Source organism: Vibrio sp. B1ASS3, assembly GCF_905175355.1.
In the GTDB taxonomy this organism is placed as follows: Bacteria; Pseudomonadota; Gammaproteobacteria; order Enterobacterales; family Vibrionaceae; genus Vibrio; species Vibrio owensii.
Window position 1 is genome coordinate 2145459 of record NZ_HG992742.1, and the last position, 24506, is coordinate 2169964.

Consider the following 24506-nt stretch of genomic DNA (forward strand, 5'->3'; position numbering starts at 1 on the left):
ATTAGTGGCGGAAAATGGTCGTAACTAAAGACATTAGGGAGAAAACAATGAAACGCGTAAAGAAATCAAAAATGCCGCAAAGTTCGAATCTTGCGGCATCTTTCTAAACTGGCTTGTTTGTTTTTTTGCGACTTTCCAAGCGCGCTTTAAATTTCTTATTTCGGCGCTTTAAGGCTCGGAAGAATTTCGACTCTTCGTGATACCAACCAATAACGCTAATGGGGAACCCCACCAGCATCATGATGAAGACATCGGCAGGAAACTGCTCTGTAATATCCCTTACCGTTTGCAGCTCACCAAAGATAAACAAGCCTATAACCTTGCCAACCAACAACGCACAGCAAATCATCAAGAAAGACTTCATAATGTAGTGCCATTTGCCTTTCTTACGTTCTTCTCGCCAATACACGTATTTGTGCTCGCGGTTGTACATTTCCCCCTCCGTTTAAGTGACATTGTCACCATCAGTCTGCGAAATGGAATGGTGATGCGAGACGGCAAGCTCGCACTACTTTAATCATAGTGCGATTGGAGGGAGTTGCTTGTCAGACCAATAAGAAATGACGGGGATTTTACTGAGCGGTCCACATTTGTTTGTAAGAGCGCGATTCTCGGTTGGACTCATCCAAACCAAACATACCTGCTAGCGCTTGCAGTTTTTGTTTGTAGTGTCCTAGTGCGCTTTCATCGTCAGTCATGATCGCGAATTCTGCGAAATAACCGATGCCTTCGAGATGGTCAAGTGTGATATGGAATTCACCGACAAAGTAGATACTGCGAGTCTTCTTAGTATGAAGGATGACCTCGTAACCCATGTTCTCCAACATGCTTTTTGCCGCGTGAGACTTGGTGATGTCTGTCGCTTCGCAACGATCTTCTTCCGGACCTTTAACAATCCAAAGCTTAATGCCAGAGGGTTCAATTTCACGAATCACCAAGCTTTTGTTTTCGTTGGTTAGTTTGCGATCAGGTGTATCGTAAAACCAATCTGATTCTTGGTTATCTTCGAACATCACCTCGTGTTGTAAGCTGCTTAGCGCGGTTAAAAACGCTCGCTTGTCTTTCACTCGGTATTTCAATTCAACTTCAAACTGACCTTGAAAATGATCTTGTGCACTCACGCGACTACCTCTCTACAACTGTTCGCTTGGACTTTTTATTCTGCTCTTCACAAGGTGAAAGGACTTTTAAAATTGGCGAAAGAGTAGCATGAGTTCCGCGACTGGTCTGAAACACAAGATAACTTTGTGCAAAACGTGGCACAAAACTTAAAACGCGAGAGAAAGCATATACACACAGCTTGCAATGCCAGCGATGACGACCAGAGTCCTACCGATGGCAATATCCGCAATGTACATAACGGGATGTGCCATTCGGGTAAAAGCAAACACAATTGCAGGCATGGAGAGATCAGACCATGGAACACCACTCAAACTCACGGTAAGAATAGTTGCGCTATAAAATGCTAACGCTTCCCAAGCATTCGACTGCGCCGCAATGGTTCTTGCGGCTCGACCACTGAGTTTTCTCTCTTGCAAACGCGGATGATGGTTATCTAAATGACCAAGTTGCTGGACTTTGGCGTAGCCCCCAAGGCCGGCTAACACATAAGGAATAAAACTGACAAAGACTAAGACAAACAGTGCGGTAGGCATAACAGGGATTCGTGATAATGATTCATAAGTTAAGTTTAGCAATTTCTAATTTGCTCGACTGCTTACTTGTCTCATTAATGCTTACGAAACACCCAAATTGGCCCGATTAAAAGGAACTGAACATCTTCAAAAAACGATGGTTTCTTCCCTTCGATTTTGTGCCCGATAAACTGGAAAATCCAAAGCACACCAAAAAGCAGCATAGAAATCTGTAAGACTGGCCAACCGAGTATGTCCATCGACCAGATGAGCCCAATACACGCAACGGTGTAGCCAATCATCATCATGAATACGCTGAGTGACAGACGGAAGTAGAAGATCCAAGCGGGTAAAGCAACAACCCATACCCAGTTGAGATTGAATCCAAACAAAGGAATTTGCGGAATAGACCAAATCAACCCAACCACGGATAAAAAGATACCCGGCACCGCCACTTTATGAATCTTTTGATTGATTGGGTTTTGATGGCTTTCACCGTAGGCTTCTAACCATTCAGAGAGTTCACGCATAACTTCACCTTTAACATCGCTATAACATTTATATAGTCGGTGCGAGTTAAAGGTGCGAGTTTTTGCCCGAAGATATTGATAATAAACAAAGTATCTGTGACTAAGCACAAACTATGTTACTGATATCCCAATGAAATACGCTGCGCTTTCGTTAGTTTTGCAACCACTAGGTCATAAGAGCGTTCGCACAAATCCTGCACGAAGCCATCTTCAACATCGCCATTGAAGTAAACCGTAATCCAATGACGTTTGTTTAGGTGATAACCCGGCGTTATGTCAGTGAACTGGGACGTTAGTACTTCCCCATCTTCAGGTGCTACTTTCAGGCTCACATACTCTCGTCCGTGGCGCTGTGCCAAAACCGCAAACATCTTGCCTTTAATTTTGAAGACTAGCGCTTCAGGGCCAAATGGAAAGCTGCTTTCTGCACACATGAAAGTATCAAGAAATTGCTCTAACTCTTTAATATTCATCCGTAATCCTCTTTCAAACCCTTGACTTGGCTCTACTCATACTGCGGTAATAGAAGCTTTAACGCCTGATTAACCTGCCCTTTTTCTGCACTATTTAAAGAGCCCATCAGCTCATGTTGCGCTTGAAGGTGTTGCTCTATCAGTGAATCAATCAGCTCGAAACCTTTTTCTGTGAGTTCGACAGTGACGCTGCGGCGATCTTCTTTACTGTGCTCACGCGCAATAAGACCTTTCTTCTCTAGCTTATCAAGCCGATTCGTCATGGCACCGGACGTCAGCATCATGGATGAAATCAGCTCCGATGGCGTTAAACGATATGGCTGACCACTGCGTCGCAGCGTTGCTAAGACATCAAACTCACCCATTTTGAGGTCGTAACGTTTGTGCAGCTCGGCAACGTGGTTCTCCATGTGCTTTGCGATTCTCATCAAACGCCCCATGATCGCCATCGGTTCGGTGTCGAGCTCCGGCTTTTCCTTAGCCCACTGGCTTACCACTCTGTCAATTGCGTCCATTACCCTTTCATCTCCAAAGACATTTAGATTTACGAATTTATTTTAACATAAAGATACTTTACAAAAAGCCATCACGAGCGTACCTTTACAATAAATTATCTCAACGTAAAGATATTTAACATGAACATTTTACTCGCGATGATTCCGGCGTTCTTTTGGGGCACCACTTACGCCGTGACACAATTTACTTTGCCAGACTGGCAACCAGTGTTGCTTGGCGCGCTACGAGCTTTGCCAGCCGGCCTTTTGTTGCTTGCTATCAAACCATCCTTACCAAAGAAACAAGATTGGAAGATCTTACTGGTACTCGGCACAATCAATATCGCCCTCTTCTTCGGACTCATCTTTGTTATGGCGTTGACCTTACCTTCTGCAATTTCTGGCGTAGGTATGATTTCTGTCCCTGTGTTCGCAATGCTGTTTGGCTGGGTTGTGTATAAGCGACAACCGAGTTTGATTCAAGGGATAAGCGGCGCAGCGCTGATTGCATTGGCGTGGTTCCTGTTTGATCCTAGCTCGATCACACTTAACCCCATTGGCTTGATCGCTATGCTATCTGCAATCATGTGTATCGTTATCGGCAGTAGCGTCACTAAGTCTCTTGGTGCAAGAATGCACTGGTGGACGGTGCTAACATGGCAGCTCATCCTAGGTGGCATCATTCTTTCTATCGCCGCAGCCATCTTTGCGAGCTTTAATCCAGAGCCGTATGTGAGTGCCTTACAAAACGCATCATTAAGAAACGTCGGTGGTTTATTGTGGGTCATCGTACTTAACACTGCGCTTGGCTACGGCATGTACGTGTGGCTATTGCAACGCATGTCTGTGGTGGACTTTACCTTCGGTGGTATCGCAAACCCAGTCGCTGGCATTGTTTCTGGCTTAGTATTGATGGGCGAAAGTTTCACACCAGTTCAATACAGCTTGATGCTTGGCATGATCCTGATGTCACTCGTTCCGCAACTGGTGATGTCGTTCAAACAAAAACGCAGCATCAATCACGCAAAGCCTTGTGAGTCTTAATGCTCTGAAGCGTGAAAAACAAAAAGCCCGAGTTTATGCTCGGGCTTTTTGGTTAAAACTAACGGTTAAACGCACGTATCACTTTACCTTTGGAACGAATCTTATAACTTTTCGTGTACGCGGGTACGAACGCTGACTCTCCAAGTTGCAAGGTTATAACCTGCCCAGAACTGTCGAATAGCACCGCCTCTCCCTCCAATGCCAAGATGATTTCAGCACTGGAAGCTTTAATCGCGACTTCTTGAGCCTCTTGCTCAATGACTTCCAATGCAAAATCATCAACAGTGACTGGGTAGTATGATCGCCCTTCATGTTTTTCTGGCTCTAACAACAAAGTATCAAACGGTTTTGGTTCAAAGCTCGTGCAGCTTACTAACTCAGTGATGTCGATATGCTTGTTGGTAAGGCCCGCGCGCAGCACATTATCTGAGTTAGCCATGATCTCTACACAAGCGCCCTTTATGTAGGCATGTGGTGTTCTTGCTGTTAAGTACATACTCTGACCGGGCTGCAAGGTAATCACATTTAAAAACAAAGGTGAGAACACACCAACATCTTCAGGGTATTGCTCAATGAGAGAGAGAACCAACTCAAACGTTTCCTCGCCGATAAAGCTTTCTGACTTTTGAGCAAGTTCTCTGATGGCCTGTTGTTTCTGGTCATTTTCCAACTGCAGCAGTGCAACAAAAAAAGCCTCAAGCCCTTGTGCAGTTTGATTTTTTTCAAATGCTAACATCAAGTCGCGTAAGACAGAAACATCGACGCGAGTGAACAACGTCAGAATCTCTTTGTAATGGCGAAAACCGTTCATTGCCTGAAAGTTACCAAGCGCATAAACAAGCTCCGGTTTGTGGTTTGGATCTTTATAGTTTCGATTGAAGTCACTCAGCTTGATACCTGCTTCTTGCTCACGCTGATAACCGATTTGAGCAGAGAGTTTATCTGGGTGAACTTGAATGGATAACGCACGTTCTGCTGTCAGCACTTTTAACAAGTATGGGAGTTCACCAAACTCTAAGGCTGTTTTTTCCGATAGGAACGATGACTTGTCTTTTTCAATTAGGTCAGAAAGTAGCACGTCATAACCATCTATCAGAGCTAATGAGCATCCTCCCGAGTGTGCTCCCATCCAAAGCTCAGCAATAGAGATAGATTGATCATTATTGAAAGAGAACAATTGAGGTAAGAGTGTTGGGCTTCCCCAAACGTAGTTCTGAATCGTATTTTTGAGTTTGAAGAAGCTCGATTTCGTTATTACGGTTTGCGCCATTTCTTGTTCCTGCACAGAGAATCTGACTCGCTAAAACTTCGCTTCTTGCGCCATTAAATAGGTGACGAGCCGAACTCAGGATGCAAAAGTCCCTCACCTTCATTGCTGAAGGCGATAGGTTTTAATCATCAATCCGAACTATTTAACTGAGACTTAGCGAGAAGAAGCCAGCGTGCCAGTGTTGTAAATACGAGCGCCATAACGACAATGGCTACAACGCTCCGTGATTAGTTGACGTTGGTATCTAGGTTGAGTTGCTGAGTAAGCACTTCTAACGTCAGTAATGTGTTGATTCTGGAAAAGGTTGAATTCCCTTCACCGATAATAGGAACCCAATAATCCAGATACGTTTGGCCAAGTGCTTCGGGCACTATCGGAGAGACAGCAATGGTTACGCAATCACTTTGCGATAGACCTTGGAGTACCGATAGCCATTCTGCGCTAGGCGGACAATCGGAGATGAACATAAAGATGTCTTTGTAAGTAACCTCTGGCTGAATTGCTTCACAGTGCGCAGTGCTTGTTAGAGGCACGACGCGTTTGCCGTGATTTAGACAAGCATCGGTAAACAATTGAGTTAACGACGTATTTTCACCAGCCACGAACACGCCTTTGCTACGACGCAAATATGCTCCAAACTCATCAAAGTTAAAGTCACGCAGTAAATCTTTAGTGAGAGAAAACAACTGCTCTGCTTCATCTAACACATCGACTTCTGCCCCACTGTTCACATTAGGAACAAAAGAAATAGAAGAGTGAGCAGCCATCTTAAAGTCACCGTAATTGCGGTAGCCCAGTTCGCGACTTAAACGGCTGACACTAGAAACGCTAACATCTGCAACTTCCGCAAGCTCTGTGACTGTCATTCTTGATACTGATGACAAGTTGTCTTCGATAAACTCCGCAAGTTGAGTCAATGCCGGGCTCAAACCCGGCTTAATTAAACGTAACGTAGCAAGCAGCGGCGTGGATTCATGCATCGCGATTCACCTTTAAATTCAAACCAATTTCAAAGGTACGTTGCCAAGGTGAAAATGCCGTTAGCTCAATGTCTTGTGGTAACGAATTTGCAGTAAGACGTTGGTATTGCGCTTGTAATGCTTGCTGAGCAAATACCATAGCTTGCTCGACCTCTTGATCTGCATAGTTGGTGTGACCAAACGCTGCATCACCGAAGTATTTTTCCAATAGTTGGCTTCGCACAACCGACTGATAGCATGCGTCCTCAAACACGTGATAACAGAGGTTTCTTACCGTGGCGGCATTCAAAACATCGGCAATCATGCCTGCGCCTAATGTCGTTCCGAGCGTATTACAGTTGGTGTTCCAGCCTTTGTAAGAGACAAGTTTATCAAGCACTTGAAGCTTATCGAGAAAACTCACCAGCTCTAGGTCGCCACCGTTAGCAAAGGCGCAGTCAGCCACCATGACCGGCTTTCCAGATTCAATGTACTCACTGATTCGTAGTGCAAAATCAGAAAGGTTTCGTCCAGAGCTGTAAGTGAGATCTTTCTGGGACTGTTTCGCCGCTTCTTGCATGAACTTACCCGGCGAGTTAATCGCAAGCACATAGTCTGCTTCTGCACTGTTGTCGCACCATATGCCACCAGCCGCTCGGATATGAGATTTCACTGACTCGTTCATCGGACGATCTTCATACAAAGGAACGATCTGAGGGCCTAGTGTCGATGCATAGAAAGGATAAATCTTCGGTTTACGCTGTTTGAATTCGTTGTAAGCACGAGACAATAACGTCACGCCAACTTCATCCGCGCCAGGATAAATCGCAATATCGAAGGACAGAGACTCTTGCTCTATAAACGCAATCACTTTCTGTTGGTCAATTGCCGTATAACCAAACGGGCTTGAGTCATCTTGCGGAATCACTAAAAAGTCGAGTACCTTCTCTTTCACTAACTGTGCGACAACCAAGTTCACCTGTGAATTGAATGCTCTACGAGATTCAAAATCAGTCAGGATATCAGCGGGAACGAAGTGCTCCAACGGGGCTAAGTCTGCTTGTTCTTCTTCAGACAACTCTTCACGTTCTTGCTTATCTTGTAGGTACTTGCGACGGAAAATTTCATGACCATATTGATCGTAATACTCCGGCTCTTCATCACTGCTACTGTAACTAGGACATCGCATAATACAGTTATAAGCATAAATCTTTGCTGATGGATTGATGCTTTTTAACTTACGAAGGTTGTCTTCAAAGCGAGCAACATCTTCCATCGCTAGATAATGAAGTCTTGAAGGGATCAGACCGCCATACATCATCATGTCCATCGACAATACGACGTTGTCTGCCCCTTCAATGTTTTCAAACATGAAGCTCCACAAAGCACCTGTGTTCGCCGCTTGTTTTTTGCAGCTCAATTGCGCCATGCTCGGTGTAATCAGTTCAATGTCTGATGTCTCGGCAATGTACTGCGGATAGAGGTAGTTGCACGGACGCTCATCTAAAGGAATAAACAAGGTCTTCATTTAGCACGCTCCCTGTTTTAATAGTGAGCCATCTAAAGCGTTTAACGCCACATTAAGCTCCTTAGCCAATGCGCATGCTCGTCCTGCTGCATCCCCCATATCTCGGCACGTATGCTGAATTCGAACGCTAGATTGCATCTTGAAATCACAGGAGATGATGCGACCAACAAAAATCAAATTGCCTACTTCTGCACAAACCAATGAGCGGTATGGGATTTCGTAGTACTCACCTTTGTCGTATTTCTTTTTGAACGATTCATCTTCGACTTCAAGATCATCGCTATGGATGTCGATGTACCAATCTCCACGCGCAACGCCATCTTCAAACTTACGTCGAGCGGCATAATCGCTACCTGTCATTATGTACTTACCCATCACACGGTTTGATTCGCGGACACCTAACATGTTGGCTTCTTGAGAGATGAAAGCATCCTCGAAACCCGGAATATGTCGATTTAAAAACGCTAACAACTGATGCTGCATGCCACGGCCATAACGGACGTATTCGGAAAACGTTTTAGGATCTTCAATATTGCCAAGGTTTGGCATTTGCGGGTTATTAAATGACAAAGTGTTTGGCTTACCCGGCATTGAGAAACCTTGAATGTATCGAGCGATCTCTGGTGTCATCTCACCCGCTTCAATAGCCGTTTGGAAGACGTCTAATAAAGCCCCACACGCAGCAACACCCGGAACATGGACGAACTCCATAAACGTGGCGTCGCTTGGGTCACAGAAGCTGTAATTGGCCTCTTTCAGATAATGACGTAAACGAGCGAAGTCAATATTCGTGACTTCAAAGCGGAAGGATACCGATTGGCGAGAGCCATCTTTATCGCCCTTCTCTGTCTTCGCACCTGCAAAACGTGAAAGTAGCGCATCACCCGAAGCATCGATAAAGTGTTTCGCTTCAAATGCGTAGAAATCATCAAAAATCAAAGCCGTAACGGATTCGATGTTCCCTAGTTCGGTCTTTGCGCTTACCAACGTCGCGTCGTAAAAGATCTCTACACCAAACTCACGTAGTACTTGGTCATTGAGTAACTTGAAAGACTCTGGCGAGTAAAGCTCCATTTTTCCAGGAAGTGTTAACCTGCCTTTCCCTTCCATCATTTGATGATAGCGTTCTGTCAGTAGATCAGCGGTTTGTGAACCATGGACATGAGAAGGCATAAACGGTGTGACCATCGCGTTGGCTTGCGTGCCAGTAAGTGCGATGCGCTTTTCTAGCAAGGCAACCTTCAAGCCCTGTCTTGCCGCTGACAGCGCCGCTGCAACACCAGATGTGCCACCACCGACCACAACGACATCGTAATCTGAATAAGTTTTAGTTGGAGTCATCACAACCTCCGATAAATAATTCGTCAATCAAAAGCGGGTTAAACTCGCATTCACATACCAACTGAGCAAAGCGATTCGAAGCAATTTCCGACGGCGACTGCAGTCGTCCATAGAAGGTTTTTCCTAAGACTTTGAGTCGCTCAACTTTGAGCGCTAACACTTCATCTTGGATATGCTCATCTATCTCAAGTAAATGAAAGAACTCATGCGCTAAATAGAGTTGTTCAATCTGAGATGTCGATGAGTTGATTCCTTGTTGCCCCAAGTCTGTTAACGCTTGTTCAATGCTGTCTTTATAAATCAGCACACGTTTACCAAGGTTGTCTTCAATGATCTCTGCTCGCATTAGCAAACCTTGACTCAACACTCGCTTGGCATTGTTGGTGTATTCGATACGGTAGCCCGCTTCAATAAAAGCTTGTTTGAGGTCGACAGAGCGATACTCTTTCGCCACGCGTTCACCTAGCTGTAAACCTCGCTCGATAATGTCCGAATGCATGTCCGAAGGAATCTTGCCAAAGTACTTGTCTAGGCTCAGTTGCATCTTTGCGTATTCAATATCGCTCTTCATTGTGACCTCGCTTGGTTATTTTTTTGCTGCAACTAGCAACACTTCTTGCTCAGCATCGAGATGGTCAAGATCCATCGCGATCATTGAGGTCAACTGCTCTGAACTGAACAAACCTGAGTAATCAAACATTCGAGAGCCCGTAAACGCGAACACTTTTGGAATCGACTGACCCGCATCAGAGTACGAAGACAATTCACTCACCAAACTCTTCATCGCTTCACCATAGCCACTACGTGGAACTTTGATGTGCTGTGCGTTTTTGATTTTAAGAGGGATCATTCCGTCTGATTTCACCACAGCGAAGTGGTCTTCTTCTTTCTTCAATAAGTTGAAGAACTTGCGGCTTTCTTTACGTGCTTTAACGATTTGGAATGCACCTACTGCGTCTTTGGCTTCCACCGCCGCTTTTTCAACAGAGAACACATCGCCAACTTTGGTGATGATGTCTTGCTCACTCAACTTATCTTGCGACGAATCGTTGCTAAACTCCGTTGCGCCCGTCGCCGTCGCGATTAAGATGTTGCGTTGCTTATCCACTTCGATGGCAATCTCAACACTTTCTTCCTTTGCACCTTGAGCAACAATTTGGTCCATGATGTCGGAACGAATTTTTTGAATATCAGAAGCGGATGGATCCACGACAGAACGTTCAATTTGCTCACGAACCATCGCCATCGCAACACCAATGGTTGAAATGTATGGCGCATTTTTTGCCGTTTTCGATTTGAATCCGTACTTCTCACCAAGCGCAAAAGTCGTAATCGCCGCACTACCGCCACCGCCAACAAATTCAATGTACTCAGGATTAACTTCGTACTCTTTGATCATTGGTTCGACAATGTTCCAGATTTTTTCACACGCAATGTCCATCACGTCGCGTGCAACCTCTTCAACGGTTTTGCCACAGTATTCAGCCAGTGGCTTCCATGCGACACGAGCCGCCTCAACATTCGCATGTGCGTAGTCGTCTTCTGGCACATAACCTAGGATATTCGCCGCCCCCGCCAGTGTGTACGCATATTCACCTTGGTCGGAAGTAATGATGGCATGATCAGGGCTATCACCTTTCATTGGTGTGATTTGCAGAAGCTTCGCGTTAGTCACTGGCGCGTCCACAAAACACTCATAATGCTTGTCAGCTAAGTGCGCAGAACGTGGGCCAACATCAATGATCTTTCCATCACCGACGCGGATCATCGAGCCACCAGCAATACCCAGCGTACGTACATCAAGCGCCTTCAAGTAAGTCTTGTGCTTACCGACTTGCGCGTTGTTAACGATAACTTTGCCGTCTTTGATTACCGAGATATCAATCGACGTACCACCTACCTCGAAGAACACACCGTCAGAGATTTTTTCGTACATCAATGCGCCCGCAACACCCGCTGCCAAGCCAGACAGCATGGTCAAGATAGGACGTTGGCGTACTTCATTTACCGACATCACACCGCCATCGGCGCGCATGATCATCAGCTCTGATGGGATGCCGACTTTTTTCACGACTTGCTCTGTCATGTTCGCAGTTTCGATCATCTTTGGAATCAATGAGGCGTTAACAACAGCAGTACGGGTTCGCATTCTTAGGCCGTATAACTGGGAGATTTCGTGCCCACTTGTTGCGTACAGACCTTTCTCTTTCGCTAGATCTGTCACCAGTTTTTCTAGATGTGGGTCATCCACGGCGTACGCTTCTGACGCGACGATAACATCACAACCTTTCGCAACCAGTTCATCAATCGCACTGTCTGCCTTTTCTTTGTTGATTTCATCAACGTCAAAGTAGATAAACTCGGTTTGTAGGAACTTACCTGGCGCAAGCTCGATGTCTTTAACATCCAGCTCATTTAACGCAGCTTTACTCTTACCCATGCCGATAATGCCAACTTTCGCTACATCACCCTCTAGCAACGCGTTAGTTGCTTGAGTAGTGCCGTGTGCAATGAACACCACTTGCTCTGGAGAAATACCGTTGTTGTCCAACACTTCGTTAATGATTTCCACGATGCCTTGTGCAACGCCATCTTTGTGATGGTGAGTGGTTGGCTTTTTTGCCTTAGCAATCACTTCACCCGTTGTGTTATCGATAACCACGGCGTCAGTAAACGTACCGCCAACATCAATACCAATTCGTACTTTACGCATAACTTTGTACCTGTTTTTCGCTTGTTTCATTTGGGTGGGTTGCCCCACCCTCCGTGGTTAAATCAATGGGATTTGGTCAACTAAAATGGCGTAGCCAAGTGCGATGAACGTAATGATAAGGCCGACCCAGAATAAGCTCTTCGTGATGTCGTTCGGGTCCACCTGCACAAAGTCGGCAATCCAGATATTTTGAGAGTTTGTTGGGTCACCAAAGCCTTGCATCATACCCGTAGAGCGAAGTACCCAAACTACGGCAATTGGAGAGAAACCTGCGGTTGCAAAGATAGCCGGAAGTGAGCCACCGATACCCCAAGAGTTAAGAGGACCACGGTACAGAACAAGTGGCGTCGCTAGAGTGAAGCCGATTACATAAGTCATTGGGCTTTGCAGCATGGAAACCAGCATTTCAATCGCAGGCGCAATAACCGGCGTTACTGTGTAGAACTGAACACCGCGAATCAGAATACCTAGACCAATAAGCAGCACGATTGCGCCCGCGACTTCTTGTGTACCTTGCACGAACGATTGAGCAATCGCGTTCACTTTATCTTTGATTTTACAAACGTAAACCGTGTAGATGATGCCAGCAATGATAGCTAGTTCCGCCGTGATCACTTGTGGCATCACATAGATAGAACTTAAAACAAGCAGTACCGGGATAATTGGAGCAATTAACGCCCAGTTACTTAGCTCGTAAGCCGATTGTGTTTTTCTTGCGTGCCATGCGCTGCGTTGGTTGTTCTTCACGTTCAGCATGATGTAAACAACTGACACTAAGAACGAGATGATGAATAGTGTGATTGCCATGCGCGCCACAATTTCATACGCCGCCTCATAGCCACCTTCGATAACTGGTTCAAGGATGGTCGCGAAGAAGGCAAAACCAGCTGGGTTCATCACCCCACCCGTTGTCAGACCAAGCAGGATAATCGCGCCAGAAACGACACCAGAAATACCGGCAGTCATCATGATAGGAAGTGCCACTGAACCAATCAGTATTACCGCACCTAAGCCACCAATCGCAGAGAAGATCACCATAGTGGCAACGTAAAAGATAAAGGCAATCACTCGAACACGGTCACCCGCTAGTTCTGCGGCTTTCTTGATAATGGCTTCTGCGATTCCAACGCGTCGCAATAGCACTGCAAACGCACCACCAAAAATGGTTGCCGCGATGGTAGATGCCATCATGCGAGCACCGTCGCCAAGTACGCTGTTCATGATGCCTTGTACTTCTTCACCGTTCGCATTCTCATGGGCAAACAAGCCTAATAAAGGCAGCTCGCCAACACTTGCAATAACAGCGGTTAAAACACCCATAATTGGCAGTGCAATCAGAGTGGAAATACGCTTAGTGATCATGGCGTAAACGAAAAATATCAGTACGCCAGAAATAAGCAGTAAACGAAGAATTTCTATATTCGTCATGGTTATTCTCGATATGTGTAGGGTTATGAGGCCGGAGCACGCTCCGGCGTGTTGTATTGGAGCCTCTACTACGCAGGTAGACGCAAAGTTAAAATCTGATTCGGTTCGATATTCGATTGGTACGCTTGCTCTTCACCAATGAAATTCACCACACGATATTGCTCAGAAATTGCAATCGGTTGTGACTGTGCTGAAGGGTTCCAGACGCGAATCTCTAGCTCACCTTTTATTCGGCGCACACAAGAAACTTGCAGAGACGCATTGTCTAAACGGACCGGCTTACACCACTTGTCGCTGTGACCTTTCACCATAAATGGCGCATATCGAACTTGCTCTGCTCGTTGACACTGTACCTCTGCGGACACTTGACCAAGGTGCAAACGAAGTTGATATTGATGCTCACCTAAGCATTGCGCTTCTGGTGTTGGTAAATCTGGACCTGCGCCATTACCGCGAGTAGAAAAATCACGTCGTGATAACCAACCAACACTGCGCAATAGTGTTAGCGCGATTTCGTCACTACGGCCTTTCACTACTCGATATTCAGGGACACCTGCGTGAGTAATTTGCAAGTCGCTACCAGCAACAAATGATTGGCTTGGGTTAACTGACACTTTCGCTTCTTTGTTCACTAGGACTTGTTGATTGTCTTGGTAAACAACTGGGCGACGGACGACTTCAAACGCACTGTCTGCTTGGGTTTCCGTTAGTTTCATGCCCGTCGGGAAATGGATAGATAGGCGGTGATCTTTCGCTTGGTTGTGCCACTTCAAGCCGATATCGATAAAATCTGAATCTTGGTACAGCTTAATCGTCAACACACCAAAGCTCGTGACATTGTCACCACTTGCGCTTCTTCTGTCGTTCGATAAGGAAGCAGGCTGAACAAGCTCGATGTTTGCGCTCATCTCTGAGTAGTTAGAATGATTGCGCGTTTGAACCTCTCCTACTGTGCGAGCAATGCTAAAGCGATCATTCATCGCCGGAGCAAAGTTGTAGCTATCACCACAGTCTAGAGAAGATTCGATTCTGCCTAGTCCGTCGAATACTTGCTGAGTACGTAAATCGGTAACGATGAAGGTTGCATCCTCATGCCAATCGACACGATAAATATCATTAGCGATAGTGCGAATTGTACTGGTCACCAGAGGCTCTGAAGTCGCTAACTTCTCTATTGTGAACGCTTTAAAAGACAGACCTTCAATTTCCGTCTGGAAAGCAATGTTGTACCAAATGCCTTCAATTCGATCTGGGAAATCATCAATTGGTGACGTAAAGCTAAAACCCGGTTCAGCGTTGGTGATCACCGGTTCGATCTCCTCATCATTTTCCAGAACAAGCTTTAAGCCGAACGCTTCCTCACCTTTCAAGAACACTCGCTCAGTCACCCAACCATTAAAGTCTTTTGGATTAGGGTTGAAGATAGAGAACTGAGTGTGGTCTGCGAACGGATTTACTTCGTTTGATGCGCTCACCTCATCATTTGTGCAGCCTAGCGACAGCAATGCCATGTCCATCATAGCTTGACTACGTTGAGCAAGTTTCTCGTAACGAGTGACCATCTCACGATGCACTTCATCAACAGAACAACCACAGATGGAATCGTGAGCATGCTGAGTAAGCAGTGTTTTCCAACTTTGTTCTAGAAAACGAGTTGGGTAGTGCTCAACTGGCGACATCGCGAGTAACGGCTCGACTTTGCGAGTCAATGTGTCTTCCGCTTCTTGGTTCATCTGCTTTAGGTAGCGACGTGTAGAAAGCACGTCAGGTAAAACAAATGCGCGGTCATTTCCACGAAGCTCGCCTTTCACAACGGGTAAATCGTTTGAAACCTCGCTTTGAAGCGTAGTTAAGTATGTCGCCAAGTCACTCTGTTTAAGCTCAATGTCATTACGAGAGTGGTTAAACTCGGCAATGCGCTCCGCCATGTTGCCGTTTGCTGGGCGCAGATGATCACCACCTTGCGTCAACAATAGGTTGTCCGTTGTTGCACGTTCAGTGATCTTGTTCAGGTACACATCAATGTTGGTAGCGAAGTCATCAGTGTTAAGTGGGTGTTGGTAATACCCCTCAGTCAGGAAGAGAGTGAAAATCTCGCTGCCGTCGGCACCTTTCCAGCGCAGTTCAGATTGGTTCGCATCAATTCCGCGCCACAAAACGATGTTGTTAATATCGAAACCCGACAGCAGTTGAGGCATCTGACCGATATGACCAAACGTATCTGGCAGATACCCCACCTTTTGATAATTACCCAACGAGTTCGCCAATTTACGCCCAATCTCTAGGTTACGGATTAAACTCTCTCCGCTACACAGAAATTCATCAGCCATGACATACCATGGGCCTAGAACTAAACGCCCTTCTTGCATCAAGCGATGGAGTTTTTCTGCCAATTCTGGTTCACAAGCTTCCAATAGATCTTCAGCGGCGACCACTTGGCCATCAAATAAGAAGCTTTCAAGTTCATGCTTTTCTAACGCATCAACAACACGCTCCATTACACGGATAAGTCTTGCTCGGAACGTCTCAAATGGTAGATACCATTCACGATCCCAGTGAGTTTGAAATACAACAGAACAGATTTTTTTCGACATAGTTTCAGACCTTTAAAAGCAGCATTCCGCTTTAGTCACGTTGTTGTTTTAGTTCTTCAAAATGGTTGAACACCATTTTTGCAGCGCCATACATACCAGCGTCATTCCCTAATGTGGCTGGTCGCACCGGGGTCATCACACCCATTTCTTTGAGGTACTGGTTCATCAATTCCCACCAGTATTCACGCGAGTTAATCATTCCGCCGCCAAGCAGAACCAACTGCGGATCCATCGTCCAACGAATGTTGCTGATGGTTCGTGATAGTAAGCGCATAAAATCTTCCACCGTTGCTATCACTTTTGGATCTCTCTCGGAATACGCTTGCATCACACTCAAACCATCTGGGTATCTTTGATGCTCCGCTTCCGGTAATTGGAACAACAGCGTTTCGCGTAACCCCGTTCCTGATAGCAGCGATTCCAACGGCACGTTCATTTGTGGTCGGTAAGGATGAGGAACTTCCATTCGTCCCCAGTGACCCGCTAAGTAACTTGAACCGTGGAGCATTTGTCCATTGGTTAACATTGCTCCGCCCAGACCGGTTCCAAGGGTGAGCATCACAACACTGTTGTAGCTTTCAGCTCCGCCTAACCATTGCTCGCCTAAAAGAGCGCAGTTCACGTCGTTATCCGTACCCACGTAAATGCCGAATTCTTCCTCCAGCAAGTAACCCAGACGCGTACCCTTCCAATTCGGCAAGCTGTCTGTTGCGTCCAGTACCGAGCCAGAGCGAACGTTAATCACACCCGCAGCCGAGACGCCGATGCCAAGTAGTAACTTCTTTTCTCGACGAGCGCGTGTAAGCAAAGGCACAATCGCCGAGATGATGCTATTCATAATTCCTTCTCGACCTTCACGAATGTTGGTCGCTGAGGTGTTTGCTACGATGAGCTTCCCTTCACTATCCACAAGACCTGCGCGGATCTTCGTACCACCTAAATCCAAACCAAGCGCGAGTTCTGTCATCAGGTCAGCTCCTTCTCTGCTTGAATTGCTTGCGCAAATTTTTGTGTGATCAATTGCGGACGCGTTATTGCAGAGCCAACCACGACAGTCCATGCGCCAGCTGCCATCGCTTGGGAAACATGTAATGGTGTCGAAATTCGGCCTTCTGCAATGACCGGGATGGTCAGTGATTGGCTCAAACGACGAATAAGAGGCAAATCCGGCGCTTCACCTTGGTGCGCCGTATCCGGCGTATATCCTGATAAAGTGGTCGACACACAATCAACGCCGAGCTTTTCAGCTTCAATACCCTGTTCGTATGTCGCGATATCCGCCATGATTAAACAAGAAGTGCGGCGAATCTGTTGAATCAGGCTTTCAACAGACTCACCAAATGGGCGAGATCGACCTGTCATATCAAGAGCAATCATCTCCGCACCTGAATCGATGATTGCCTGTACCTCTTTTGCAGTTGGAGTAATAAAGATCTCAGAGTCACTGTAATCTTGCTTGATTAAGCCAATCACAGGGACGGTTGGAAACGCTTCTTTTACCGCTTTGATATCATTAACTGACTGAATACGAAGTGCTTTTGCTCCGCCTTCAAGAACCGCTTTTGCCATCTTAACGATGGTGTCTGAACCAAATAACGGTTCATGCGGTAATGCTTGTACTGAAGCGATAAGTTCGCTTTTAAGTGCCACTAACATATTGACCTCAACGAGCCTTGTTACGTTACCTTACACTCATTAACATATTGAAATTCAATAAGTTAATGATTGCTCGGAATTTTGAAATGTTTAAGTTTTTGCGTTGAGGTCAGATTAATTATTTTTTTCAGGCAAACGTCATTTGGTGACTAATTTTGTCATTGAGGTGATCACGATCTCTTTATTTTGATAGTTTTGTCGTTTATGGACGATCAAGATCACATCGAGTTTTATCGAACATGGAAAATACCTCGTTAACTAATTGATTCGCTCTCAGAATGGATTTTACTAATGACCTCAAACTCTTTATATCTATCTGTATTTTAAGAATTAAATTAGCCACCAAGCCCAAAAATCAACCAAGATCACAAAATATCCAATGTGATGTCATCCACATTTCATCGAATTGAAATGTCGATTTTGAGTGACTTTAATCGCCTTCTCTAAATATTCTCTGTGTGAATCCCTTTTGTGGAGAATTTTTATTCAACAATCCGTGTCGAAATTCATTCACGGACATCAGACAATAATGAGAAATAAAACACTTACCCTACTTACTCTATCGTTATGTTCTGTGGTTTCTACTCAAGCTTTGGCAGACGGAGGCTGGATTCAAAACGAAACCGAATTCAGACACTTCCGGTATGATTACGACAATGCTCCTAATCCTTTCAGTCGTGATGAAGTCGAAGTAAATAAGAAACTCTTACAAGGCATGTTGCAACTCACCGAAGGCAGTGATCTTTGGCTCGATTTACGTCGAATCGATTATTTCACTGACAATGGCGATGGATGGTTTAAAAACGGTTATCACTGGGATCACGAGGCACATTTACGCTTTCATTACGACGGTATCAAGTTCCTCGGCCGTGATTGGAAGTTCCGCCCAGCTTTAGCTTGGGAGGGTGATTGGAACTTCAAAAATACCAGTGGTGACCTCAACTGGAGCTCTAACGACTACTATCTACAGTTCGATCTTCTGACCTCATTCCCAGAGGGTTTAACGCCTTGGGATAATGGTCGACACACACTTAACTTCCGTCCACTTTTAACTGAATACATTGTTCTGGGAGAAACGAGTAAGTTCCACAATGGTGGTCATTATCGCGGACATCGTCAGCAAGTGATGAACTTCTTCCTTGTGTCACAGTGGAATGAGCGATTTTCGTCTATTTTTAGTTTCCGTAACTACCTAGATACGATGGCTAAAGACGGCATCAAATACCATTACGGTTCAGAAAACGAAACGTGGCTCGACTTGTACAAAGAAGGTGGATTCAAAGTCACTTGGCATAACAAGTTAGAGTTTTATCTAGGTATGGACGATTCAAGTGAAGTACTTCGCGATAAGTTCGTCGAGTTCTACACACGTTTAGAGGCAAGCTACAGCAAAACGCTAGAAAACGGCGTCACAATTAAAGGCTTGGTGGGACAAGATCTATGGGATTACCACTACAACGACAGCATGTATGTGGGTGGCGACTATGGTCGTAGCGAGACGATTGCAACCCTTACATTTAATGTCCCATTAGGTAAATAGGAGTCAGTTTATGCAGTACCTAGGCTTAGATATCGGTGGAACCAAAATTGCCGCAGCGTTGTTTAACGAAGCTGGAGAACAGCTTTATTATCAACGCCATAACACCATAAAGAGTGATTACGACGCGTTTTTAACTCACGTTATCACCATCATAGAGCAAGCAGCATCATGTGCAGATGAATCGATTTCTATTGGTATCGGACTTCCCGGTGCAATCTGTCCAGGTACGCAAAAAATCAAGAACTCCAACATTTTGGTATTAAACGGACAGGCTCTAAAAGAAGATTTGGAAGCGCATTTAAAGGCAACGGTACATATTGCCAATGACGCAGATTGTTTTGCATTGAGCGAAGCACTTTTCGGTGCAGCAAAAAATCATGGCTCAGCATTCGGTGTCATTATAGGTACAGGCTGTGGTGGTGGCGTGGTTTACAATAAGCAGTTAGTAAAAGGGCCGAATAATGTCGCTGGCGAATGGGGACATAATCAACTCGCTTTTTACGATGAAGTGAAAGATGGTAAAACCGAAGACTGTTACTGCGGTCGCGATGCGTGCAATGAGCTATTCCTATCAGGGACTGGCTTTGCAAAGCAATACAACGACAAGCACGCGACCAACCTCTCCAGCCAAGAGATTATCGCACTGAAAAGTGACTCCGAATCGTCAAAACGCCACTATGAGCTCTACTTAGATCAACTCGCCCGTGCACTCTCGCAGGTTATCAACTTTTTCGACCCACAAGCCATTGTACTCGGTGGCGGTATGTCGAATGTGCTATCTATTTATGATGATTTGCCGGCTTATCTGCCCCAGTACGTTTTTGGTGGTTATTGCAAAACACCAATTTTAAAAGCGGAACTGGGTGACGACAGCGGAGTGAAAGGCGCAGCGTTTCTTGGCCTGTCCTCATAAGACAAGGATTATTCGATGAAAATTAAATTACTACTATTGGTATCTGGCGCGGCAATGATGGGCTGTGCTTCAGAACCCGTGGATTTAACGACAATTACTAATTGGCAAAAATACGGATTTGAGCAGGCAAACAAAGGTAACGTGATGTTATCTGATTCCGAAATTTCCGCTGATGATTTTGCACTCTACAAGCAAGGCTATGAGGTCGGCAAGAAAGCCTACTGTTCTCAAGATGCATACAATCTAGGCATGCGTGGCAACACCTATCACGGTATTTGTGACGACGTGTCGCAAGACTTTAAAACGCAATATGAGCTAGGAAGATTGGAATACCTCGCTCTGAAAGAGAAGTTCGACTCAGAGTAAACTTCGAAAACCAAACACCATCATTTAGCACCTTAAGTTCCCGCTAGTTGATGGCAGGGCAAGCTTAGTCACCTTGCCCTACTCTCTTTATTCCACCTCTGTTCTTCACTTCACCGTTATCGGCTTATCTTTCACTCCAGCGTAAAACACCAAAATCTCTACCGGCTCATCACCCGTATTTGCGCCAAAATGCCATTGGTCGACAACTTCTGCAATTGCATCCCCGGCTTTCAGTACGATCTTCTCTTCATCCTTTTTCGTGACTGTGATTTCCCCTTTCAGCACAATGCCAGCATTAATGACAGGATGTTGGTGCATGGGAAGCTGCACGCCCTTGGGGACGGTAATTTTCAAAATGGTGACTTCCGGTTGGCCTTTTGGGTATTCAGGCAGCGTAGTGCCATCCCAACTGGTTGTCGTCTTTAGGACTACGTCAGCCTCTACTGAATCTGGCAATTGAGTGTCTGCCCATACAGAGCTAAACACCAATGAAAGTGCAATCACGACGGTTTGAATCGGTCTCAAAATCCTCTCCTTGTTTATTGATAACCTTTGTTTAAACAGTAAGAGAGGATGGAAGATGATGACGAGTGGATGAAAAGAAGTGTGAGCGAAACAGCGAAGCCTATTATCATGATGCAACAGCCGACCCTGTTGTTGAGCCGAGTATCACTCTTCTACTAGGCTGATTTCGATGCGCTCTTTGCCTTTGCCGATGTTCTTTCGTTTCAGTCGAATGCGCCCAACTTCCGATGTGTTCTTTAAATGAGTGCCGCCACAAGGAACTTGCGCGAAGCCATCAACTTTCCAGTAGCGACGCTGTTCGTTGGTATCAGAAAAGTCACTGATGATTTCAGCATGAGAATCGATCACACTTTGAGCTTGTTGTTGCAGCTCTGGCAGCAGTGGTTTGACGCTCTCATGCCACTCAAAATCAATCCGGCTTTTGTCGGCAGAAATGTGCGCACCGACTTTGGTCATCTCAGGAAAACGGTGAGTTACGACTTCAAGAACCACTTCCGCTGCAAAGTGCAGTTTCATCAAAGCATAACGACGCGCCCAATCAATCTGCGTGGTCACGACTGCGCCAGCTTGAAAGTTTGGTTCACGTTCCAGTGTATAAACAATCGATAGACCTTGCTTCTCTGCCTTTATTACTTGGATACCACCAATGGTACCTGTATCGCTTTCCTGACCACCAGACTCGGCGTAAAAGATGGTTTCTTCTAGCTCGATACAAGGGCCGTCTACGCGAGAAACCGTAGATTCCAACTCGACTTGATACGGGTCATCCCAAAATACTTTGTGCGTCACTGCCTTCCCTGCAATTTATCGTGGTGATGCCCTACTTTAGGTGAGTTTTATATCAATGCATAGCGTATCTGTGTGATTCTCTGCCCGATTTCATCTATAAAAAATGCCCACCGAATCGGCAGGCATTCTCTATTTCACAAAGTTTTGGCGCAGAATAGCGTCTTTATTGGGAGATCTTTTTCATTTGTAAGCCCATAAAGATGAAACTGATGCCTTCAATCAGTAGCGAGATGCCCACAAACGTGCCCAATAGCGTGGTTGAGAATGCAGGATCATCAAGCAGCATGAAGAAGTAACCACCGATCAGCACTGAAATTACACCACTTAATACAATAACGTTGCTGCTTGGTAGACTACGGTTGCTCAAACCAAAGAAGATACGAGTCAAACCGTTTAAGATCATCACAATCACCATCAACATAGTAATCGTGACAAGGCCCGCCAGTGGTTTGAACAAGATGAACAGACCACCCACGATATACAGTACCGCACTTAATACATACCAAAGCTTCTCTTTCCAAACATTGATGGAAAATGTGTGGTAAGCCTGAACCAGACCACTGAACAAGAGTACTGCACCCACGATGGTTGAGATCGTCACGCCTGCCAGTACCGGCAAACTCATGGCACCAATGCCCATTAGTGCGATGATAACGCCAACGATAACGAAGTATTTCCAGCCTTTAGATAGGAATGTAGGCTGTTGTGATTGATTAGAATTTTCCATTGAATGCCTCTTGAATTAAACGCGAGCCGCCTTTTCAGTCTAGTCTAATAAAATATAGAGAGTTCACAGACTTAACAGAAATACGTGTCCCGTTTGCATAAATGGATGTTAAACCCGTATCACATCATCGCCTATACGCTATTTTTGAATAATAAGTTTCAAGATTGCTGGAATAAACCAGTGCAAAACAAGGAGATGGAGAGTAGGATTAGCGGCTTTTCTAACGCCAGTTGCCTGACTTTTCTTCAGACGTTCCCACTTCTTTCATTCAGGCTACTTTTTTGAGGATGACATTTTGCTCGATCATCATATTCGCACCTTCATTTCTGAAAAGCTCAGCTCAGTAGGTATCAACAGCGACCCTTATGGTATTGAACTCACCTCTGTCTTTATTTTGGCGAGCCTTACTGCGGCCGCTCTCAGCTATTTGATTGTGCATCACCTGATTGTTAGAACGGCCAACAACGTTCTGATGAAAACCAACAAGCCACTCGCTGAGAGCTTGACCAAGTATGACGTACTAGAGAAGCTGTCGTTGCTCATTCCCATCATGGTGCTCGATGTCTTCATTCCACTTGCTGTCGGTCATTACGATTGGTTGGCGGCGATCTTCGATAGAATTTCAAGCATTTCGATTTTGGTCATCTTTGTGTGGATGATCTTCGCCCTACTCGACGCTATGAATGACATCGCGACGTTTAAAGGCATAACCAAAAGAATGCCGATCAAGAGTTTTGTTCAGTTGATTAAACTGTTCACCTTCTTTGTTGGCGTCGTGGTGTCCATGTCAATTCTCGCCAACGAATCCCCAGTCATTTTCTTGTCTGGCTTAGGTGTCGCAACGGGTTTCGTGATGCTGGTGTTTAAGGACACGATATTAGGCTTTGTTGCTGGCATTCAGCTTTCTGCAAACCGCATGATCAGCTTAAATGATTGGATTCAGATGGACGCCTATGGCGCAAATGGCACGGTAGAAGAAATCTCACTGACGACGGTGAAAGTCAGAAACTTCGATAACACCGTAAGCATGCTACCCGCCTATGCGCTGGTTCAGAACGCGTTTATCAACTGGCAAGGCATGTCTGATTCCGGTGGCCGACGTATTAAGCGTTCCGTTAATGTCGACGTTACATCGATTCGTTTCTTGTCTGATGAAGAAATTGAAAAACTGAAAAGCATTCGAATCTTACGCCAATATATTTATGAAAAGTCGCGTGATATTAACGAATACAATGAAGAGATGAGTGATGAACCCGCGTTTGGCAACCTTCGTCAAATGACAAACTTAGGCATGTTCCGCGCTTATATTAATGCGTACCTAAAAGCGAACAAAGATATTCACCAATATATGCTGATCATGGTTAGGCAACTAGAACCCACACCAGAAGGTATTCCGCTTCAAGTCTATGCCTTTACCAATAATACCGACTGGGCGTATTACGAAGGCGTTCAGGCGGACTTGTTCGATCACATCTACTCTATTATGCCTTTATTTGGCTTGCGTCCTTACCAATTGCTAACCAGTAATGACGCTAGACAAATTGCATTGGAAAATACCACCAGCAAAAACACTCAATAAAATAACAATGAGGGTGAAGCCTATGCTTCACTCTCTAAACTGGGAGTGAGGCCTTTGCGATTGTAGCGATGCTCCGCTAGCACACCATCTTGCACCTTGTAACGCAAACCGTATTTACCAATACAGCCTCGTAACCTTGAGCGCGTCAAATCCGATAAATCAGATGCGGTACTTGCCTTGTCTACAAGCTGCACCCAATACGTTTCCATTTTGTCTTTCACAATGATCCCCCGACCAACATTTATAGATTTACCGAGAATTCTTGCAAATACCGATAGTGGTCTGGATAGCATACGACAGAACTTTTCTGACAGAATGCCTACGAGAATCGCAGATTTCTCGTTCAATGCGGTATTAATACGTTGAAAATAAAGCTTTCCGTCTAATTTTTGGCTTGGTTTGA

At 45.3% G+C, this 24506-nt stretch carries 25 protein-coding genes; 5 read left to right on the forward strand and 20 right to left on the reverse strand.

Annotation, left to right across the window (positions count from 1 at the left end; genetic code table 11):
- Positions 1-103 precede the first annotated feature (103 nt).
- The 6 genes from KJB05_RS09920 to KJB05_RS09945 form a co-directional block, all read right to left on the reverse strand.
- Entirely contained in the window at positions 104-433 is a 330-nt protein-coding gene (locus KJB05_RS09920; RefSeq protein WP_005442975.1) for a hypothetical protein, read from the reverse strand.
- A 139-nt stretch (positions 434-572) separates the two neighbouring features.
- Entirely contained in the window at positions 573-1121 is a 549-nt protein-coding gene (cyaB, locus tag KJB05_RS09925) for a class IV adenylate cyclase (RefSeq protein ID WP_208444110.1), read from the reverse strand.
- A 147-nt stretch (positions 1122-1268) separates the two neighbouring features.
- On the reverse strand, positions 1269-1655 hold the full coding sequence (locus tag KJB05_RS09930) for an MAPEG family protein (protein ID WP_038896884.1): 387 nt from the start codon (positions 1653-1655) through the stop codon (positions 1269-1271).
- Between the two features lie 74 nt (positions 1656-1729).
- Positions 1730-2164 carry an Mpo1-like protein gene (locus KJB05_RS09935; RefSeq protein ID WP_009706035.1) on the reverse strand — a complete coding sequence of 145 codons (435 nt, stop codon included), beginning with the start codon at positions 2162-2164 and terminating at the stop codon, positions 1730-1732.
- 116 nt (positions 2165-2280) lie between these two features.
- Positions 2281-2637, reverse strand: a complete 357-nt coding sequence (locus KJB05_RS09940; RefSeq protein WP_005442967.1) for an MmcQ/YjbR family DNA-binding protein — start codon at positions 2635-2637, stop codon at positions 2281-2283.
- A gap of 32 nt (positions 2638-2669) precedes the next feature.
- Complete coding sequence (locus tag KJB05_RS09945; RefSeq protein WP_020197361.1) at positions 2670-3152, reverse strand: MarR family transcriptional regulator; 483 nt, start codon at positions 3150-3152, stop codon at positions 2670-2672.
- A gap of 120 nt (positions 3153-3272) precedes the next feature.
- Here KJB05_RS09945 and KJB05_RS09950 point away from each other — a divergent pair, with 120 nt between their 5' ends.
- Positions 3273-4175, forward strand: a complete 903-nt coding sequence (locus tag KJB05_RS09950) for a DMT family transporter (protein WP_208444111.1) — start codon at positions 3273-3275, stop codon at positions 4173-4175.
- Between the two features lie 58 nt (positions 4176-4233).
- On the opposite strand, the gene manA is transcribed toward KJB05_RS09950, so the two are convergent.
- The 10 genes from manA to KJB05_RS10000 all read right to left on the reverse strand — a co-directional run bounded on the left by manA (position 4234) and on the right by KJB05_RS10000 (position 17664).
- Positions 4234-5445: a mannose-6-phosphate isomerase, class I gene (manA, locus tag KJB05_RS09955; protein ID WP_208444112.1), complete on the reverse strand. Its 1212-nt coding sequence runs from the start codon at positions 5443-5445 to the stop codon at positions 4234-4236.
- A gap of 227 nt (positions 5446-5672) precedes the next feature.
- On the reverse strand, positions 5673-6425 hold the full coding sequence (locus KJB05_RS09960; RefSeq protein ID WP_180825333.1) for a MurR/RpiR family transcriptional regulator: 753 nt from the start codon (positions 6423-6425) through the stop codon (positions 5673-5675).
- A complete protein-coding gene (locus KJB05_RS09965; protein ID WP_208444113.1) occupies positions 6418-7932 on the reverse strand; it encodes a DUF4127 family protein in 1515 nt (504 codons plus the stop codon). Before KJB05_RS09965 ends, KJB05_RS09960 begins: the two co-directional genes overlap by 8 nt.
- Positions 7933-9273: an FAD-dependent oxidoreductase gene (locus tag KJB05_RS09970; protein WP_208444114.1), complete on the reverse strand. Its 1341-nt coding sequence runs from the start codon at positions 9271-9273 to the stop codon at positions 7933-7935.
- Entirely contained in the window at positions 9260-9844 is a 585-nt protein-coding gene (locus tag KJB05_RS09975) for a hypothetical protein (RefSeq protein ID WP_199454210.1), read from the reverse strand. The genes KJB05_RS09970 and KJB05_RS09975 overlap by 14 nt, the downstream gene beginning before the upstream one ends.
- Before the next feature lie 15 nt (positions 9845-9859).
- Entirely contained in the window at positions 9860-11986 is a 2127-nt protein-coding gene (locus KJB05_RS09980) for a hydantoinase/oxoprolinase family protein (protein ID WP_244142877.1), read from the reverse strand.
- Between the two features lie 57 nt (positions 11987-12043).
- Entirely contained in the window at positions 12044-13414 is a 1371-nt protein-coding gene (locus KJB05_RS09985) for a transporter (protein WP_005442946.1), read from the reverse strand.
- A 68-nt stretch (positions 13415-13482) separates the two neighbouring features.
- Positions 13483-16008 carry a glycoside hydrolase family 38 C-terminal domain-containing protein gene (locus KJB05_RS09990; RefSeq protein ID WP_208444116.1) on the reverse strand — a complete coding sequence of 842 codons (2526 nt, stop codon included), beginning with the start codon at positions 16006-16008 and terminating at the stop codon, positions 13483-13485.
- A gap of 31 nt (positions 16009-16039) precedes the next feature.
- Entirely contained in the window at positions 16040-16975 is a 936-nt protein-coding gene (locus KJB05_RS09995) for an ROK family protein (protein ID WP_038889799.1), read from the reverse strand.
- Positions 16975-17664, reverse strand: coding sequence for an N-acetylmannosamine-6-phosphate 2-epimerase (locus tag KJB05_RS10000; protein WP_039986679.1), 690 nt, complete (start codon positions 17662-17664; stop codon positions 16975-16977). The genes KJB05_RS09995 and KJB05_RS10000 overlap by 1 nt, the downstream gene beginning before the upstream one ends.
- A 529-nt stretch (positions 17665-18193) precedes the next feature.
- Between KJB05_RS10000 and KJB05_RS10005 the strand changes: the two genes are divergently transcribed.
- The 3 genes from KJB05_RS10005 to KJB05_RS10015 are packed head-to-tail and all read left to right on the forward strand — an operon-like array spanning position 18194 to position 20483.
- Positions 18194-19204 (forward strand): hypothetical protein, encoded by a 1011-nt coding sequence (locus KJB05_RS10005; RefSeq protein ID WP_206770098.1) that lies wholly within the window; start codon positions 18194-18196, stop codon positions 19202-19204.
- 10 nt (positions 19205-19214) lie between these two features.
- Positions 19215-20117 carry an ROK family protein gene (locus KJB05_RS10010; protein ID WP_208444117.1) on the forward strand — a complete coding sequence of 301 codons (903 nt, stop codon included), beginning with the start codon at positions 19215-19217 and terminating at the stop codon, positions 20115-20117.
- Between the two features lie 15 nt (positions 20118-20132).
- On the forward strand, positions 20133-20483 hold the full coding sequence (locus KJB05_RS10015; protein WP_005442928.1) for a DUF2799 domain-containing protein: 351 nt from the start codon (positions 20133-20135) through the stop codon (positions 20481-20483).
- Between the two features lie 105 nt (positions 20484-20588).
- Here the strand turns inward: KJB05_RS10015 and KJB05_RS10020 are convergent, their stop codons facing one another.
- The 3 genes from KJB05_RS10020 to KJB05_RS10030 form a co-directional block, all read right to left on the reverse strand.
- Positions 20589-21008 (reverse strand): cupin domain-containing protein, encoded by a 420-nt coding sequence (locus tag KJB05_RS10020; RefSeq protein WP_208444118.1) that lies wholly within the window; start codon positions 21006-21008, stop codon positions 20589-20591.
- A gap of 144 nt (positions 21009-21152) precedes the next feature.
- On the reverse strand, positions 21153-21797 hold the full coding sequence (locus KJB05_RS10025; RefSeq protein WP_208444119.1) for an alanyl-tRNA editing protein: 645 nt from the start codon (positions 21795-21797) through the stop codon (positions 21153-21155).
- A gap of 163 nt (positions 21798-21960) precedes the next feature.
- Positions 21961-22524 (reverse strand): DUF308 domain-containing protein, encoded by a 564-nt coding sequence (locus KJB05_RS10030; RefSeq protein WP_208444120.1) that lies wholly within the window; start codon positions 22522-22524, stop codon positions 21961-21963.
- Positions 22525-22819: 295 nt separating this feature from the next.
- Here KJB05_RS10030 and KJB05_RS10035 point away from each other — a divergent pair, with 295 nt between their 5' ends.
- Positions 22820-24103 (forward strand): mechanosensitive ion channel family protein, encoded by a 1284-nt coding sequence (locus KJB05_RS10035; protein ID WP_208444121.1) that lies wholly within the window; start codon positions 22820-22822, stop codon positions 24101-24103.
- 20 nt (positions 24104-24123) lie between these two features.
- Here KJB05_RS10035 and KJB05_RS10040 read toward each other — a convergent pair whose 3' ends face one another.
- Positions 24124-24324 (reverse strand): hypothetical protein, encoded by a 201-nt coding sequence (locus tag KJB05_RS10040; protein ID WP_009706027.1) that lies wholly within the window; start codon positions 24322-24324, stop codon positions 24124-24126.
- Positions 24325-24506 lie beyond the last annotated feature (182 nt).

Excerpts from the sequence above, each read along its gene's own strand:
- KJB05_RS09945 (WP_020197361.1), bottom strand. The coding sequence starts at position 3,152 with ATGGACGCAATTGACAGAGTGGTAAGCCAGTGGGCTAAGGAAAAGCCG.
- KJB05_RS09935 (WP_009706035.1), bottom strand. The coding sequence starts at position 2,164 with ATGCGTGAACTCTCTGAATGGTTAGAAGCCTACGGTGAAAGCCATCAA.
- KJB05_RS10010 (WP_208444117.1), top strand. The coding sequence starts at position 19,215 with ATGCAGTACCTAGGCTTAGATATCGGTGGAACCAAAATTGCCGCAGCG.
- KJB05_RS09995 (WP_038889799.1), bottom strand. The coding sequence starts at position 16,975 with ATGACAGAACTCGCGCTTGGTTTGGATTTAGGTGGTACGAAGATCCGC.
- KJB05_RS09980 (WP_244142877.1), bottom strand. The coding sequence starts at position 11,986 with ATGCGTAAAGTACGAATTGGTATTGATGTTGGCGGTACGTTTACTGAC.
- KJB05_RS10015 (WP_005442928.1), top strand. The coding sequence starts at position 20,133 with ATGAAAATTAAATTACTACTATTGGTATCTGGCGCGGCAATGATGGGC.
- KJB05_RS09975 (WP_199454210.1), bottom strand. The coding sequence starts at position 9,844 with ATGAAGAGCGATATTGAATACGCAAAGATGCAACTGAGCCTAGACAAG.
- KJB05_RS09920 (WP_005442975.1), bottom strand. The coding sequence starts at position 433 with ATGTACAACCGCGAGCACAAATACGTGTATTGGCGAGAAGAACGTAAG.
- KJB05_RS09985 (WP_005442946.1), bottom strand. The coding sequence starts at position 13,414 with ATGACGAATATAGAAATTCTTCGTTTACTGCTTATTTCTGGCGTACTG.
- KJB05_RS09930 (WP_038896884.1), bottom strand. The coding sequence starts at position 1,655 with ATGCCTACCGCACTGTTTGTCTTAGTCTTTGTCAGTTTTATTCCTTAT.
- KJB05_RS09990 (WP_208444116.1), bottom strand. The coding sequence starts at position 16,008 with ATGTCGAAAAAAATCTGTTCTGTTGTATTTCAAACTCACTGGGATCGT.
- KJB05_RS09965 (WP_208444113.1), bottom strand. The coding sequence starts at position 7,932 with ATGAAGACCTTGTTTATTCCTTTAGATGAGCGTCCGTGCAACTACCTC.
- KJB05_RS09950 (WP_208444111.1), top strand. The coding sequence starts at position 3,273 with ATGAACATTTTACTCGCGATGATTCCGGCGTTCTTTTGGGGCACCACT.
- KJB05_RS10000 (WP_039986679.1), bottom strand. The coding sequence starts at position 17,664 with ATGTTAGTGGCACTTAAAAGCGAACTTATCGCTTCAGTACAAGCATTA.
- KJB05_RS10030 (WP_208444120.1), bottom strand. The coding sequence starts at position 22,524 with ATGGAAAATTCTAATCAATCACAACAGCCTACATTCCTATCTAAAGGC.
- KJB05_RS09970 (WP_208444114.1), bottom strand. The coding sequence starts at position 9,273 with ATGACTCCAACTAAAACTTATTCAGATTACGATGTCGTTGTGGTCGGT.
- KJB05_RS09960 (WP_180825333.1), bottom strand. The coding sequence starts at position 6,425 with ATGCATGAATCCACGCCGCTGCTTGCTACGTTACGTTTAATTAAGCCG.
- KJB05_RS10005 (WP_206770098.1), top strand. The coding sequence starts at position 18,194 with ATGAGAAATAAAACACTTACCCTACTTACTCTATCGTTATGTTCTGTG.
- KJB05_RS09940 (WP_005442967.1), bottom strand. The coding sequence starts at position 2,637 with ATGAATATTAAAGAGTTAGAGCAATTTCTTGATACTTTCATGTGTGCA.
- manA (WP_208444112.1), bottom strand. The coding sequence starts at position 5,445 with ATGGCGCAAACCGTAATAACGAAATCGAGCTTCTTCAAACTCAAAAAT.